The following is a 14,394-nucleotide window of genomic DNA, read 5'->3' as shown; positions in this document are numbered from 1 at the left end:
CAGAATAGAGTCATTGTCATCCTGTTTTATTTGTGAACTGAAAAATGCAGAAAACAGCCAGTAACGACTGGATAGATTTGCACAGAGACAACGAAACCGGCATTGAAAGTGTTCATGCACATTTCTGTGGGCACGCTTACGATCCTCACGACCACGATGAGATGCTGGTCGGCGTTACGCAAAAAGGACTGCAGCGATTCAACTGCCATCGCACACTTCATACCAGCACGCCAGGACAGGTCATTCTGATTGAACCCGGCGCCGTTCATGACGGCCATGCGCCTGACCCGGAAGGCTTTACTTATACCATGCTCTATCTGCCCCAGGCGTGGCTTTCTGCTATGTTACAACGACGGGAACAGGGAGATATCTCCGTTCTTCAGGCGGCTTTTCGCTCCACGCTAACAGACGATGCATTACTCAATACGGCGATACAGCAGGCATTTGCCGCTATTCATTACGGTGAAGGCCGGCTTGCACGGGATCAGAGCCTCGATCGATTAATCGATTTGCTGTCGCAGCATATCTCTCTCCGAACGCTGGCCACTGGCGATGATGCGTTCAGACAAATGTGCGTGGTCAGAGATTATCTGCATGACAACCTGAGTCAGGACATCGGCCTTGATGAGATTGCCCGCTATGCCAGTCTCGATCGCTTTCGTCTGACGCGACAGTTTCAAAAAGCTTTTGGACAATCACCTCATGCCTATCTTGTGAGGCTGCGCTTGCGGGCTGCGCGCATGTTGCTGTCCCAGGGGCACAACCCCGCTCTGGTTGCTGCTCAGGTTGGTTTTGCCGACCAGAGCCATCTGGGACGCTGGTTCCGGCGAGCTTACAGGATGACGCCAGCAGCCTATCAACAGCAGTGCACAAACGTTCTATACGGGTGACCCTGACTTTTCCGACAATAGCGGCTCTTATAAATCTGAGGAAATCATCGCTGATGTTTGATACTAAAGTCGCACTCATTGTTCGTAACGATTTGGCCGTATGGCAGCGCCTGAACGTTGTCGCCTTCCTGGCAAGTGGTGTTGCTTCAGCCGCACCTGAAATGATGGGTGAGCCTTATATTGATGCCAGCGGCAACCGCTACGGCAATATGCTGGGTCAGCCAGTGCTTGTTTTCGAGTCAGATATTTCCGGTTTGCAGAACGCGCATCGCAAAGGCCTGGAGCGTGAACTCACGCTTATTCCCTATGTCCATGCTATGTTTTCAACCGGTCACGACGCAGCAAACCGCCAGGCATTTCTGGCTGAAAATGCTGACAATCTTGATCTTGTGGGTCTGGCGTTGCGCGGACCCAAAAAGGCGGTCGATAAGGCGATTAAAGGGCTGGCATTACACAAGTAAACAGAAGATAGCTACGGTTCAACAACGCTGACAAAAAGATTTGGCAGTTTGCCTCGTCAGCACCCGAGGCATCTGCCTGACCCGCAAATTATTTATGCGTAGCCAGCCATGCTTTGAGCAGGTTAAGGTTGGTTTCTTTCAGGCTTTCACTCTCCCATACCAGGTAATAGGTGAAATCTCCACAATCAAGCTGATAATTCTCCATTGCGGTCAGCGTCCCGTCTTTTAACTCCTTTTCGACCAGCACGCGCTGTGCCAAAGCTACACCTTGCCCTTCCAGTGCAGCCTGGTAAGCCAGAGCTGAACTTTCCAGTTCACGCCAGTGGGTAAAACCCTGCAGAGAAATATCAAACGCCTCTGCCCAGCGTAACCAGTCATCCGGACGGCCACGCACGCGGAGTAGCGTATGTTGCACCAAATTATCAGGCGTGAAGGTTGCTTTGCGTTCCGGCGTGGATCGACAAACCGGGACCAGAACATTATCAACCAAAGGTGTGGCATACATGTGTGGCCATTTTCCGTTTCCGAGGCGAATGGCTGCATCAAAGTCAGCGGTTTCATTCCAGTCTGAGGCTGTGGTCAGTCGCACATCAAGGGTGGGATTAGCCAGTTGAAATGCCGTCAGACGCGGGATCAGCCAGCGCGTGAAGCGGGGATCCCGGCAGGCGTGTTTGAAATGGTAACAGGCGATCCTGTTGCGATTGGCGAAGCCTTTACCCGCGATCCGCGCATTCATAAAATTTCTTTTACCGGTTCAACACGCACAGGAAAGTTGCTGGCCAGCAAGTGTGGCGCGATGTTGAAAAAAATGACTCTCGAACTGGGCGGTAACGCGCCTTTTATGGTGTTTAATGACGCAACCATGGAAGACGCTATTGCCGGTCTGGTTAACGCAAAGCTGCGCAATGCTGGTCAGGTCTGCATTTCACCTAATCGCATATTTGTCCAGAGCGGCATTTATGACGCCTTTGTTGAGCAGCTCACTGCTGCAGTTTCGAAAATACGGGTTGATCAGGGGATGCAGGATGAATTTGTCGTCGGGCCGTTGATTAATCAGAACGCCCTGGACAAAGTGACATCACTGGTAAACGACGCCGTATCACGCGGTGCAAAGGTAATGCTGGGCGGAAAACCTGATGCAAAAGGCGGGCTGTTCTATCCGCCGATAATCCTGTGCAATGCAGACGATAGCTGTGACATGCATAACACCGAGATTTTCGGGCCGGTCTTTGCACTCTATTGTTTTACATCTGAGGAAGAGGGCATCCGGCGCGCCAACAACACCGAGTATGGTCTTGTGGCCTATGCATGGACAACGGACGTTGGCCGGGCATTTCGTCTTTCCAGCAAGCTTGAGGCCGGGATGGTGATGATAAACTCTGGCTCAGTCGGAACAGCGTCCGTTCCTTTTGGCGGGATAAAATCGTCTGGTTACGGGCGCGAAGGAGGGCACTACGGCATTGAAGAGTACGTGCAGGTTAAATATATTCTGATGGCAGGTCAAAACCGGTAATTTACAGGGTGCGTAGCAACGGCCAGTCCCCACGTTGTGCTGACTGGCGTGCTGCGCCACACCCCTTCCATGACTGGTTTTTAAAAGCGGTGAGCTTTTAGCTCACGTCAAAAATGACATAGAGCTTGCGCATCTGGGTGTCGATAACCCATGTGCCCTGGGTATTGGCTTCAAAGAAAAACGCGTCTCCGGCCCTGAATGTCAAAGTCGCTTCACCATCAGGCGTAAAGGAGCCACTGCCGTCGAGGAAGTGCATAATTTCCGCTTGTTTAACTGAGCGCCGATAGCTGCCTGCGCTACATTCAAAAATGCCTGTATCAATATCTTCCTTTCCTGGGATCACTTTCTGTAACCCCGATAACGTCACGGCGGGCGTACCTGGCAAACCTTCGACGCTTCCCCAGGATTCCAGCGCACTGATCGACGCTGACTGTTCGAGTTTTTGCACTTTCATTTTATTTTTCCTTTAAATCAAAGCTAAACAGCAAGCGTACGTTGCTGATGAAAAAATAATTTCTGATAACTACTCGACAGTAAGCTTAAAAGAGGCAGTAAATACATTGATGGCTATATTGATTACCTTTTAACACTTTCAGGTAAAAACAGGCTGGATTTTGGCAGAAACGTTTGTGACCTGGCGGGAAGATGACGGTCGTCTCCTGGCTATGAAGGCGGGGAATCAATGTTTTTCAACTATTGACTTCAGTTTGAATATTAAGAGAATGGCCTTACTCGGGTAACTGCCAGAAAGAAATGGAGTTTATTATCGCCTGCTCACCCGGCTCTCTTTGCATTAAGCGCGTCAAAAAGTCAGGTACGCTTGTTGCCGTCGCTTTTTTGCTTGCCAGTTGTTCCGCTGAACCGCCTGAATCACTGATTACTCCGTTACCTGCTGTGGTGAAACCCTCTCTGCCGGTCAAAACCGTGCAGCATCAGGAACCGGTACGCGGTGTGTGGCTGGCCACTGTTTCCCGCCTCGACTGGCCGCCGGTGTCGTCGGTTAGTGCCCGCAGTGCCGCGGTGCGGATCGACCAGCAAAAAACGTCACTGACCGATAAGCTGGATAAATTAAAAAGTCTGGGTATAAATACGGTCTTCTTTCAGGTAAAGCCTGATGGCACTGCGCTCTGGTCATCAAAAATTCTGCCCTGGTCAGATATGCTGACCGGTAAAATCGGTGAAGATCCCGGATATGATCCGCTCACGTTTATACTGGATGAAGCGCACAAGCGCGGCATGAAGGTTCATGCCTGGTTTAACCCCTATCGCGTAGCCGTCAATACCCGCCCTTCAACGGTTGCCGAACTGAATCGCACATTATCGCTACAGCCTGCCAGCGTTTTCACCTTACATCGCGACTGGATACGCACCGCAGGCGATCGTTTTGTGCTTGATCCTGGCCTCCCGGATGCACGTGACTGGATCACCAGCATCGTGGCAGAGGTGGTGGAACGATACCCGGTCGACGGTGTGCAGTTTGATGATTACTTCTATGCTGAGTCACCGGGATCAACGCTCAACGACAATCAGACTTTTAAAAAATATGGCCAGGGATTTAATTCCAAAGCGGACTGGCGACGCCACAATACCCAGCAGCTGATTGAACAGGTTTCGCGCACCATCAGGCAGCTGAAACCGGAAGTTGAATTTGGCGTGAGTCCGGCAGGCGTATGGCGCAACCTGTCACACGACCCGGCAGGATCTGATACGCGCGGTGCGGCGGCCTACGATGAAGCCTATGCTGACACCCGACGCTGGGTGCAGCAGGGATGGCTGGATTATATTGCGCCGCAGCTTTACTGGCCCTTTTCCCGACAAGCGGCCCGCTATGATGTTTTGGCGAAATGGTGGGCGAATGTGGTGAAACCGACCCACACTCGCCTCTATATTGGCGTCGCACTTTACAAAGTGGGCGAGCCTTCGAAGAGTGAGCCTGTCTGGATGACCGAAGGGGGCGTGCCGGAATTAAAACAACAGCTCGATTTAAACGAGTCCGTGCCGCAAATTAACGGCACTATTCTGTTCAGAGAGGATTATCTGAATCAACCTCAAACCCGGCAGGCTGTCCGCTATCTTCAACGTCGCTGGGGACACTAATATCCTGTCTCCGGTATGAGGTTAGCCATAAAACCGCCTCTGCCCGCCGTATCGCCTTGACCTATTAATGATCCTTTCTCATTACGCTATTCAGGATTCAGGCGTAATAACCGCACCGGTTCCGTCTACTATTAAAAGTTAATTATTAAACGTTACGCATTGCAGTAGCGAAAAAGTCTGTTTTTCAACATTAAACTTTTAAAATACTGGAGGCCTGATATGAGCAATCAAGGCAGTGAAGCTGATAACGGGCGTCTGCATGATGCAGGCGGCCACAGAAGCGGCACGCATTACGCTAAGGATAACGACGAGTATGGCTTTACCCTGACGAGACGGGATCTTATTAAAGCGGGGGCGGCTTCAGCGGCGGCAGTGGCTGTCTCTCCCTCAACCGCGCTCAGCGACAGTGAGCGTCCTGCTACTGCTCCGCCTGAAATCTCTGCTGTGACCTTCAGCGTGAACGGTGAAGTCAGGCAACTGAACGTCGATACCCGTACCACGTTACTGGATGCGTTACGGGAAAATCTTCATCTCACGGGCACAAAAAAAGGGTGCGATCACGGTCAGTGCGGGGCCTGTACGGCCATGGTAAATGGCCGGAGAATTAATTCATGCCTGACGCTTGCGGTAATGCATCAAAATGCCGAGATCACCACCATCGAGGGGCTTGGTACTCCCGATAATATGCACCCCATGCAGGCCGCATTTGTAAAACATGACGGCTTCCAGTGCGGTTACTGCACGCCAGGCCAGATTTGCTCATCAGTGGCTGTTCTCAAAGAAATTGAAATGGGCATTCCCAGCCATGTCACCCTTGACCTGGTTTCCTCTCCTCAGGCAACGCCCGATGAAATACGCGAGCGTATGAGCGGCAATATCTGCCGCTGCGGAGCTTACTCCAACATACTTGCCGCGATCGCTGATGTCGCCGGGAGCGAAAAATCATGAAAGCTTTTACGTATGAACGTGTGAAAACGCCTGCTGAGGCTGCCGCAAGCGCGCAGCGCATACCTGGTGCAAAATTTATTGCAGGGGGACGAATTTGCTTGATCTCATGAAGCTGGAAATTGAAACGCCCTCTCACCTGATCGACGTCAACGGCCTGGCACTGGATAACATCGAGCCGACTGCGGAAGGCGGAGTACGTATCGGCGCGCTGGTACGCAATACCGATCTGGCTGCGGATCAGCGGATACGCCGTGACTACGCGGTGCTTTCCCGCGCGCTGCTGGCAGGTGCATCCGGCCAGCTTCGCAATCAGGCCACCACCGCCGGTAATTTGCTTCAGCGTACGCGCTGCCCCTACTTCTACGACACGAATCAACCCTGTAACAAGCGGCTGCCCGGCAGTGGTTGCGCGGCGCTGGAAGGGTTTAGCCGCCAGCATGCGGTAACAGGGGCAAGTAAATCCTGTATCGCAACCCATCCCAGCGATATGGCTGTCGCCATGCGCCTGCTTGATGCCGTTGTGGAAACGGTTAGCCCGAACGGAGATGAGCGTAAAATTCCGATTGCAGAGTTTTACCGCGCACCGGGCAACACGCCTCATCTGGAGAATCGCCTGTCGCCAGGTGAACTGATCACCGCCGTCACGCTGCCTCCGCCAGTCGGCGGCAACCATATCTATCGCAAAGTGCGCGATCGTGCTTCTTACGCGTTTGCTCTGGTTTCGGTTGCTGCCATCGTTCAGCAGGACGGCACAGGTCGCGTTGCACTGGGCGGTGTTGCGCACAAACCATGGCGGCTGGAAGAGGCGGATGCTGAGGTTGCCCATGGGGCGCAGGCAGTCTATGACCGGCTGTTTGCTTCTGCACAGCCTACTCATGAAAACGCGTTCAAGTTGATACTGGCGAAGCGAACGCTCGCCTCTGCGTTAACGGAAGCGAGGGCATAACAGGATGAAATTTGATAAACCTGCAAATGACAATCCGATCGATCAGCTCAAGGTTGTCGGTCGCGCTCATGACCGTATTGACGGGCCGCTGAAGACGACAGGAACCGCTCACTATGCTTATGAATGGCATGATGTGGTGCCGGATGTGGCGTATGGCTATGTGGTAGGCTCATCGATTGCAAAGGTCGCATCAATGCTATCGACAGCCGTGCTGCCCGGCGTGCACCCGGTGTGATTACCATTGTTACGGCCGATAACGCAGGACGCCTCGGCAAAGGTGAAATGAATGCAGCAACGTTATTAGGCGGCCCTGATATTCAGCATTATCATCAGGCCATCGCCGTGGTTGTTGCTGAAACATTTGAGCAGGCACGCGCAGCGGCGGCCCTGATTCAGGTAGATTATCGTCGCGAACGCGGAGCCTGGGATCTTGCCAAAGAGAAGCCCGCCGCAAAGCCTGACGAAAGCGATCCGGGTAAAAAAACAGGCGATTTTGCGAGCGCCTTTGCAGCCTCTCCCGTCAAACTCGATGCGCTTTACACCACCCCCGATCAGAGCCACATGGCGATGGAGCCGCATGCCTCTATGGCCGCCTGGGACGGAGATAAGCTCACGGTCTGGACATCCAATCAGATGATCAACTGGTGCCGCAACGAGCTGGCAAAAACGCTTAACCTGCCCGTGGAAAAAGTACGGGTGCTTTCGCCTTATATCGGCGGTGGCTTTGGTGGCAAGCTGTTTCTGCGTAGTGATGCCGTGCTGGCGGCGCTGGGCGCGAGAGCAGCGAAACGGCCAGTGAAGATCATGTTGCCCCGCCCCCTTATTCCTAACAATACCACGCACCGCCCTGCGACTATTCAGCACATCCGTATTGGTGCCGATCAGGCCGGACACATCACCGCAATTGCGCATGAAAGCTGGTCAGGCAACCTTCCCGACGGCAAGTCAGAAACTGCTGTTCAGCAGACTGAATTGCTTTATGCCGGTGCGAACCGCCTTACCGGGCTGCGGCTGGCGAGGCTGGATCTGCCGGAAGGTAACGCGATGCGCGCCCCTGGCGAAGCGCCGGGTTTGATGGCCCTGGAAATCGCTATAGACGAGATGGCTGAGAAAGTCGGCATGGATCCGATAGCGTTCCGTATTCTTAATGATACTCAGGTTGATCCTTCCAATCCGGATCGGCCTTTTTCCCGACGCCAGCTGATTGAATGCCTGCGTACGGGTGCCGAACATTTTGGCTGGAACCGCCGGAATGCCCGGCCTGCCCAGGTGCGCGACGGTCGCTGGCTGACAGGAATGGGGGTAGCAGCAGGTTTTCGTAATAATCTGGTAATGAAATCCGGTGCACGTGTTCACCTTGATTCAAAAGGTATCGTAACCGTAGAGACCGACATGACGGATATTGGTACGGGCAGTTACACAATAATTGCCCAGACGGCGGCAGAAATGCTGGGCGTGCCACTGGAAAACGTCGTGGTGCGGTTAGGTGATTCCGATTTCCCCGTTTCCGCCGGTTCAGGGGGACAGTGGGGAGCCAACAGCTCGACGGCGGGGGTGTACGCTGCGTGCGTCAGGCTGCGTGAAACGGTCGCGAAAAAGCTAGGATTTGACCCTGATGAGGCGATCTTCATTGATAAACAGGTACGGGCAGGTGGCCAGAGTATCCCGCTGACGGAAGCTGCTGCAAGCGGCATCCTCACCGCCGAAGACACCATTGAATTTTCCGGGCTTGAGGAGAAATACCAGCAATCAACCTTCGCCGGTCATTTTATCGAAGTTGGTGTTGATATTGCCACGGGTGAAGTGCGTGTTCGCCGTATGCTGGCGGTTTGTGCTGCTGGCCGCATACTGAATCCTAAAACGGCACGAAGTCAGGTAATTGGCGCCATGACCATGGGCGTCGGCGCGGCGCTCATGGAAGAACTGGCCGTGGATACGCGGCTGGGTTATTTCGTAAATCATGACCTGGCGGCTTATGAGGTGCCGGTTCATGCCGATATTCCTGACCAGGAAGTCATTTTTCTCGACGATACCGATCCTGTATCGTCGCCGATGAAGGCCAAAGGGGTGGGAGAGCTGGGCTTGTGTGGCGTCAGTGCCGCGATTGCAAATGCGATTTATAACGCAACGGGAGTGCGGGTAAGGGATTATCCCATTACGCTTGATAAGTTGCTGAAAGGGTTGCCAACGCTGACGTGATCTGTTTGAACCAGAGATTGCGGCAGGCAGCCTGAGAAAGGGGCTGCTTTGCTGCAACCTTCAATGCACTGGCGAAGTGCCGGTTTGCTACATTTAAGGGCAACAAAAACCGTATCGGTAAGAATGAATTGGTTTGCATGCTAAGTAAATTCAGACACCACCTTACCTTATTATAATCTGGCACGATCAATGCATTGCTGTCTGACTTTACGCTAAGTCGGAGCGGCAACATGACCAATACAACTTTACCGGGCGTGGTTGTTACCAGCCAGAAGAAAAAATGGGGCCAGCTGGTGCTGGGGCTGTTATGCATGATTTCAATATCCAGCCCGCAATATGTCTGGGCCCTGTTTTCCCGGCCCTTAATGGAAAAGCTACAGGTTCCGCTGGCAGAAATTCAGATAACCTTCTCATTGCTGATCATCCTGCAGACATTTTTTTCGCCTTTTCAGGGCAAGCTCATTGATCGATTTGGCCCGCGCCGTTTGATTACTTTGGGTACGGTACTGACTGGGGTGAGCTGGATGCTGGCTGCCAGAATGGATTCACTGACAGAACTCTATCTTTACTATGGCGTACTGGGTGGTCTGGGCACCGGCATTGTTTATATCGGTGTCGTCGGGCTTATGGTGCGCTGGTTTCCCCAAAATCGGGGCTTCGCCACAGGTATGGTCGCGGCGGGCTACGGCATGGGCGCAATACTCACTACTTTTCCCATTACGCTTTCTCTGGCATCCCACGGGCTGGAAAATACGCTCTGGCAGTTTGGCCTGATCATGGCGGTGGTTGGTTTTCTGGCCAGTCAGGGACTACGTGTGCCACCGTTTCAGGAAACAGAAACCCGCAGCACGCCGCTTAAGGTGACGTCAAAAGATTTTACCTCACGGGAAATGCTCCGCCAGCCGCTTTTCTGGCTGATGTTTTTGATGATGACCATGATGTCTACCTCGGGCCTGATGGTGACCTCGCAGATGGCCATTTTTGCAGGTGATTTTGGTATTACATCGGTCACGGTGTTAGGAATGGCGGCGCTACCGCTGGCAATGACCATTGATCGCTTTATGAATGGTCTGACGCGCCCGGTCTGCGGCTATCTTTCTGACCGCATTGGGCGCGAGAAAATGATGTTTATTGCGTTCGGTCTGGAAGGCTGTGCCATGACGTTGTGGCTGTTATGTAAAGACGATCCGCTGCTGTTTGTGCTGCTGTCAGGCGTAGTGTTCTTTGGCTGGGGTGAGATTTTCTCTTTATTTCCCGCCACGCTCACCGACACCTTTGGCACCCGTTTTGCCACAGCTAACTACGGCTGGCTTTATATATCGCAAGGGATAGGTTCCATTTTCGGGGGCCACTCGCTGCCCTGCTGTATCAGCATACCCAGAGCTGGAGCCTGGTATTTAGCTGCGCTATTACGCTGGATATTGTGTGTGCCTTGCTGGCTCTGCTGGTGCTTAAACCCTGGCGTGCTCGCTTCCTTAGCCGTGTGCCGGCATAAAACAGCCTCAGGTAACCACACAAAGCAGATGTTTGCCGGCTCTTTAATCGTGCTTACATCTGCTTTGTTATCTCCGTTGTCTGCATCCCGACAACCATTTTTAGCCAGGGTAATCCCTTCTCTGGTGACATACTCTTTCCGCTGTTTACGCTTCTGAGTCACCCTTCCACAGCGTTTAATTGTACTTCTTATCAACCTGATACCAGTAGCCGCTGACGCGGCATACTGTGTGATTATCTTTCGCTTGTTCTGTCTGGTACTGCCTTTAACGCGCTTTTAAGACAAGCGTCATCAATGAGATGAGCGTCATTTTTTTGTCACAGAAATGGGTTTTTATCAGGACATAAAAATGCGTAAAGCAGCATTTTTAGACACTAAGTCATTCAAAGTATCGTTGTTTCACTCTCTGTTCTCGATCGTTTTGGACGCGGGACGCTATTGCAGATGGGTAAGTGCAGTATTGCTGCGATACGTTCAGTAAATAAAAAACCTGCGTTTAGCAGCAGCGCGTCGATTCATATGCTGTACCGATACATGACACCGCATCCCGCTCTTTCCCAGGCACTAACGGTTGCTGTAACTGGCCTGACCGACGCCTGCATCCGGAGAAAGTTATGTCATCACGCACACCGCTTCATGCCCCGATGCGCCATCGCAGCCTTTTTCTTTCTGACCTTCATCTTGGTTCGCGGGCCTGTCAGGCCGATAAATTACTGAACTTTCTTTATCAGCACGAAGCGCATTATATCTATCTGGTTGGAGACATTTTCGATGTCTGGCATCCACGTGCCGTGCACTGGACGCGTGATCACGAGCGAATTATTGACCTGTTGCGAAGCCGTGAGCAGCAGGGCGTAAAAATAGTCCGCCTGCCTGGTAATCATGATCCTGTTCACGTTGAAAAACAGAACGGGTTTGCGCATACGGATTTATTTACCGCGACGCAAAAAACGGTTATTCACGAAGGGGCTGATGGTCGGCGTTATCTGGTATTGCATGGCGACTGCTGTGACTTTTGGCCTCTCAGCACCCATCTTTTTTCCCGTTTAGGCAGCGGTATTGACTGGTGCTGGCGTCGACGAAAAGAGCCGTATCGCGCATACGCGCCCGCAGATCCTTTTAGCGCAAAAAACCCAGCGTAAAACGCTCGCGGGTCACGTTGGTGCCTTATTCAAATACCGAAGCCTTATTGAGCAGCGACTGACCGCTCTGGCGCACAAACAGGATGCAGATGGCATCATCTGCGGACATTTACACAGCCCTGCGCTGCACATTCGCGAAGGCGTAATGTATGCCAACTGTGGCGACTGGATCAGTAATATGAGTGCTATCGTGGAAGATGCTGCAGGCGAGTTCAGCTTAATCAACGGGGCGCTGGCAAGCCGCATTAACGCTGCACCTGTTCACTCTCATGGTTCGGAGGCTGCATGACGCTTCAGAACTGGATAATGATTTCTTTCTGTTTGATACTTTGTCTGGTACAGGCGGCTTCACTTTTCGTCGCGTGGTGGCGTCTGCGCCACCGGGTTGCCCGGCGATCCTCTGACACGCCTCTGCCATTTATTGCTCTGGTTCGTCCGCTGTGTGGTAAAGATGCTTTCGAAGAAGAGACGCTGCGATCCAGCTTCCTGCAAAACTATCCCGCCTATGAAATTCTTTTCTGTGTGGCTTCTCCTTATGATCCGGTTATTCCGCTGGTGAAAAAAGTGATGGCTGACTATCCTGCACAACCTGCAAGACTGCTTACTGGCGAAGATCGGATTTCCAAAAACCCAAAAATTAATAATCTGAACAAAGCCTGGCAGCAAACCTGCTCAGACTGGATAGTGATGGCAGACAGTAATCTGCTCCTGCCCTCGCATTACCTGCGCACCCTGGTCAACAGCTTTGATGACCAGACTGGGCTCGTCAGTTCGCCAGCGGTCGGTATCCGCCCGTTGAATCTTTGGGGGGCGGTGGAAGCGGCAATGCTTAATACACATCAGGCACGATGGCAGTTGCTTGCCGATTTCGCGCACAAGGGATTTGCGCAAGGCAAGACGCTTTTCTGGCGTCGTGATGTGCTGGAGCAGGGCGGCGGACTGGCGGCATTAGGTCATGAACTTGCAGAAGACGTTGCTTCGACCAGGCTGGTACGGCGGGCAGGATTAAAAGTGCGTTTGCCTCCACAGCCTTTTCCTCAACCAATAGGGCACCGCCCGCTTTGTGCTGTCTGGAGTCGCCAGTTACGCTGGGCGCGAATACGGCGTGACGGTTTCGTCTGGCTTTTCCTGCCTGAAATTTTTCTGGGGATCTTACCCGCCTTAGGCGCTTCTGTTTATCTGGCCGCCCGCGATGTCTGGTCCTGGGGAATTCCCCGGCGTTGTTTGTTTTTTGGTATGGTGCTGAGGGGTTATTAGCAAAAAGTGCAGGCTGGCCTCATCGTCCACGAGACCTCGTTGCGATGGTCATTCGTGATGTGCTGTTACCCGCATTATGGTTATGGTGCTGGACGGCGCGCGGGTTTGTCTGGCGAGGCAATGCCTCGGGTTTGCAACGTCCTGTTGCGGATGCCGTCGTTCGACAGCAAGAAGAGTGAGAAATAAATTATCAGCCTGTTTGATCTTTCAACCCTTGAGGCCCTCTTCAGAGCGCATGGTCTGGTGTTGCTCACGCCACTGGCGGTGATCGAAGGTCCGGTTGTCACCGTTATTGCCGCCTATATGGCCCGCCTCGACTATTTCAGCCTGTCTGCTGTCTGTGTGATGGTGATCCTCGCCGATCTGGTTGGTGATATAGGATTTTATGCACTTGGTCGCTGGGTGGTTAAATCGGGCGGGACGCCACCACGCTGGCTGGCACGCCTTGGCCTGAATCCGGCCAGACTGCAACGTATCGTTGATGTTTTTGACAGCCGGGGTGGGCGCATTTTGACCTTCGGCAAACTGACACATTCAGCAGGGGCTGCGATACTGGTTGCTGCAGGCATTGCCCGCATGCAGTTCAGCACGTTTATGTTCTACAACACGCTGGCCACCATTCCCAAAAAGCCTTGTTTTTGTCACAATCGGTTGGGTTTTTGGTCATATCGCTGGCGAAGTTAATCACTGGCTCGGTTATGTCTCGTTAGGGCTGCTGATAGTGATAGTGATCGGCTGTTTTTGCTGGGTAAAAGTAAAAAGATGATCTCTTTCAGTTGCATTATCCCTGCCTACAACGAAGCGCAGCGAATAGGAAAGGTGCTGGATGCGATTATGCATCACCCTTATCTGTCAGAAATTATCGTAGTTGATGACTGTTCCACTGACGATACCGCTAAACAAGCCCGTCTTCGCGGCGTTACTGTGATTCAGCTAGCACAGAACCGAGGCAAAACCGGCGCGGTAGCCGAAGGCATTTCAGCCGCCACAGGAAGCCATTTACTCTTACTGGATGGCGATTTGATGGGACTGAAAGCCGATGACATCACCGCATTGATTATTCCCATACAGCAGCACCAGGCTGAAGCAACCATCAGTCTTCGGTGCAACAGCCCGCTGTTGTGGCGAATGATAGGACTGGATTACATCTCTGGCGAGCGCGTCTTTGCCCGTGACGTTGTTGCGAAACATCTGGACGAACTCGCTTCCCTGCCACATTTTGGTCTGGAGGTGTGGCTCAATCATCAGTGGATTACACAGAATGTGCGACTCCGGGTGGTAAAATGGCCGGGCGTGCGCAGCCCCTGTAAGGCCAGCAAAATGGGCTGGCTACGAGGCCTTAAGGCCGACATGGCGATGATGCGAGATATTTTCCGCACGGTGTCATTGCGGGAAATTCTGCGGCAGATTTGGACGCTTTTAAACCTGTGCCGCCGCTAAGCGGGT

13 protein-coding genes and 3 pseudogenes are annotated in these 14,394 nt (G+C 52.7%); 14 read left to right on the top strand and 2 right to left on the bottom strand.

Annotated features, from left to right (window positions below; genetic code table 11):
* Positions 1 to 44 precede the first annotated feature (44 nt).
* Positions 45 to 890 (top strand): AraC family transcriptional regulator, encoded by an 846-nt coding sequence (locus O3W44_RS23240; RefSeq protein WP_269295042.1) that lies wholly within the window; start codon positions 45 to 47, stop codon positions 888 to 890.
* A gap of 53 nt (positions 891 to 943) precedes the next feature.
* A complete protein-coding gene (locus O3W44_RS23235) occupies positions 944 to 1,351 on the top strand; it encodes a DUF2000 domain-containing protein (protein WP_269295041.1) in 408 nt (135 codons plus the stop codon).
* Positions 1,352 to 1,439: 88 nt separating this feature from the next.
* Here the strand turns inward: O3W44_RS23235 and O3W44_RS23230 are convergent, their stop codons facing one another.
* Positions 1,440 to 2,087 (bottom strand): LysR substrate-binding domain-containing protein, encoded by a 648-nt coding sequence (locus O3W44_RS23230; RefSeq protein ID WP_269295040.1) that lies wholly within the window; start codon positions 2,085 to 2,087, stop codon positions 1,440 to 1,442.
* Here O3W44_RS23230 and O3W44_RS23225 point away from each other — a divergent pair.
* Positions 2,028 to 2,864 carry an aldehyde dehydrogenase family protein gene (locus tag O3W44_RS23225; RefSeq protein WP_269295039.1) on the top strand — a complete coding sequence of 279 codons (837 nt, stop codon included), beginning with the start codon at positions 2,028 to 2,030 and terminating at the stop codon, positions 2,862 to 2,864. The genes O3W44_RS23230 and O3W44_RS23225 overlap by 60 nt on opposite strands.
* Before the next feature lie 97 nt (positions 2,865 to 2,961).
* On the opposite strand, the gene O3W44_RS23220 is transcribed toward O3W44_RS23225, so the two are convergent.
* Positions 2,962 to 3,318, bottom strand: coding sequence for a cupin domain-containing protein (locus tag O3W44_RS23220; protein ID WP_269295038.1), 357 nt, complete (start codon positions 3,316 to 3,318; stop codon positions 2,962 to 2,964).
* Between the two features lie 299 nt (positions 3,319 to 3,617).
* Between O3W44_RS23220 and O3W44_RS23215 the strand changes: the two genes are divergently transcribed.
* The 11 genes and pseudogenes from O3W44_RS23215 to O3W44_RS23170 all read left to right on the top strand — a co-directional run bounded on the left by O3W44_RS23215 (position 3,618) and on the right by O3W44_RS23170 (position 14,388).
* A complete protein-coding gene (locus O3W44_RS23215) occupies positions 3,618 to 4,961 on the top strand; it encodes a glycoside hydrolase family 10 protein (protein ID WP_269295037.1) in 1,344 nt (447 codons plus the stop codon).
* 219 nt (positions 4,962 to 5,180) lie between these two features.
* The gene (gene paoA, locus O3W44_RS23210) at positions 5,181 to 5,909 is read left to right on the top strand and encodes an aldehyde dehydrogenase iron-sulfur subunit PaoA (RefSeq protein ID WP_269295036.1); all 729 of its coding nucleotides are present in this window, start codon (positions 5,181 to 5,183) and stop codon (positions 5,907 to 5,909) included.
* Positions 5,906 to 6,855, top strand: a pseudogene (locus tag O3W44_RS23205) (FAD binding domain-containing protein). Before paoA ends, O3W44_RS23205 begins: the two are co-directional and overlap by 4 nt.
* Positions 6,856 to 6,859: 4 nt before the next feature.
* Positions 6,860 to 9,054, top strand: a pseudogene (paoC, locus tag O3W44_RS23200) (aldehyde oxidoreductase molybdenum-binding subunit PaoC).
* 230 nt (positions 9,055 to 9,284) lie between these two features.
* Positions 9,285 to 10,549: pseudogene (gene oxlT, locus O3W44_RS23195) on the top strand (oxalate/formate MFS antiporter).
* Positions 10,550 to 11,163: 614 nt separating this feature from the next.
* A complete protein-coding gene (locus O3W44_RS25210) occupies positions 11,164 to 11,691 on the top strand; it encodes a UDP-2,3-diacylglucosamine diphosphatase (RefSeq protein WP_442954694.1) in 528 nt (175 codons plus the stop codon).
* Positions 11,609 to 11,980, top strand: a complete 372-nt coding sequence (locus O3W44_RS23190; RefSeq protein ID WP_269295035.1) for a hypothetical protein — start codon at positions 11,609 to 11,611, stop codon at positions 11,978 to 11,980. The genes O3W44_RS25210 and O3W44_RS23190 overlap by 83 nt, the downstream gene beginning before the upstream one ends.
* Complete coding sequence (locus O3W44_RS23185; RefSeq protein ID WP_269295034.1) at positions 11,977 to 12,948, top strand: ceramide glucosyltransferase; 972 nt, start codon at positions 11,977 to 11,979, stop codon at positions 12,946 to 12,948. Before O3W44_RS23190 ends, O3W44_RS23185 begins: the two co-directional genes overlap by 4 nt.
* Before the next feature lie 44 nt (positions 12,949 to 12,992).
* Positions 12,993 to 13,127, top strand: a complete 135-nt coding sequence (locus tag O3W44_RS23180; RefSeq protein ID WP_269295033.1) for a hypothetical protein — start codon at positions 12,993 to 12,995, stop codon at positions 13,125 to 13,127.
* A 64-nt stretch (positions 13,128 to 13,191) separates the two neighbouring features.
* Positions 13,192 to 13,632: a DedA family protein gene (locus O3W44_RS23175; RefSeq protein WP_269295032.1), complete on the top strand. Its 441-nt coding sequence runs from the start codon at positions 13,192 to 13,194 to the stop codon at positions 13,630 to 13,632.
* A 78-nt stretch (positions 13,633 to 13,710) separates the two neighbouring features.
* Positions 13,711 to 14,388, top strand: a complete 678-nt coding sequence (locus O3W44_RS23170) for a glycosyltransferase family 2 protein (RefSeq protein WP_269295031.1) — start codon at positions 13,711 to 13,713, stop codon at positions 14,386 to 14,388.
* The last annotated feature ends 6 nt before the right edge of the window (positions 14,389 to 14,394 follow it).

The organism is Pantoea sp. LMR881 (genome assembly GCF_027157825.1).
In the GTDB taxonomy this organism is placed as follows: Bacteria; Pseudomonadota; Gammaproteobacteria; order Enterobacterales; family Enterobacteriaceae; genus Pantoea; species Pantoea haifensis.
Note: the sequence above shows the minus strand (reverse complement) of the source record. Positions and strands in the feature narration are given on the sequence as shown.

What these genes read in the sequence shown, in the direction of transcription:
- O3W44_RS25210 (WP_442954694.1), top strand. Translation starts at nt 11,164, where the DNA reads ATGTCATCACGCACACCGCTTCATGCCCCGATGCGCCATCGCAGCCTT.
- O3W44_RS23220 (WP_269295038.1), bottom strand. Translation starts at nt 3,318, where the DNA reads ATGAAAGTGCAAAAACTCGAACAGTCAGCGTCGATCAGTGCGCTGGAA.
- O3W44_RS23180 (WP_269295033.1), top strand. Translation starts at nt 12,993, where the DNA reads ATGGTCATTCGTGATGTGCTGTTACCCGCATTATGGTTATGGTGCTGG.
- O3W44_RS23170 (WP_269295031.1), top strand. Translation starts at nt 13,711, where the DNA reads ATGATCTCTTTCAGTTGCATTATCCCTGCCTACAACGAAGCGCAGCGA.
- O3W44_RS23185 (WP_269295034.1), top strand. Translation starts at nt 11,977, where the DNA reads ATGACGCTTCAGAACTGGATAATGATTTCTTTCTGTTTGATACTTTGT.
- O3W44_RS23225 (WP_269295039.1), top strand. Translation starts at nt 2,028, where the DNA reads ATGGTAACAGGCGATCCTGTTGCGATTGGCGAAGCCTTTACCCGCGAT.
- O3W44_RS23235 (WP_269295041.1), top strand. Translation starts at nt 944, where the DNA reads ATGTTTGATACTAAAGTCGCACTCATTGTTCGTAACGATTTGGCCGTA.
- O3W44_RS23230 (WP_269295040.1), bottom strand. Translation starts at nt 2,087, where the DNA reads ATGAATGCGCGGATCGCGGGTAAAGGCTTCGCCAATCGCAACAGGATC.
- O3W44_RS23215 (WP_269295037.1), top strand. Translation starts at nt 3,618, where the DNA reads ATGGAGTTTATTATCGCCTGCTCACCCGGCTCTCTTTGCATTAAGCGC.
- O3W44_RS23240 (WP_269295042.1), top strand. Translation starts at nt 45, where the DNA reads ATGCAGAAAACAGCCAGTAACGACTGGATAGATTTGCACAGAGACAAC.
- paoA (WP_269295036.1), top strand. Translation starts at nt 5,181, where the DNA reads ATGAGCAATCAAGGCAGTGAAGCTGATAACGGGCGTCTGCATGATGCA.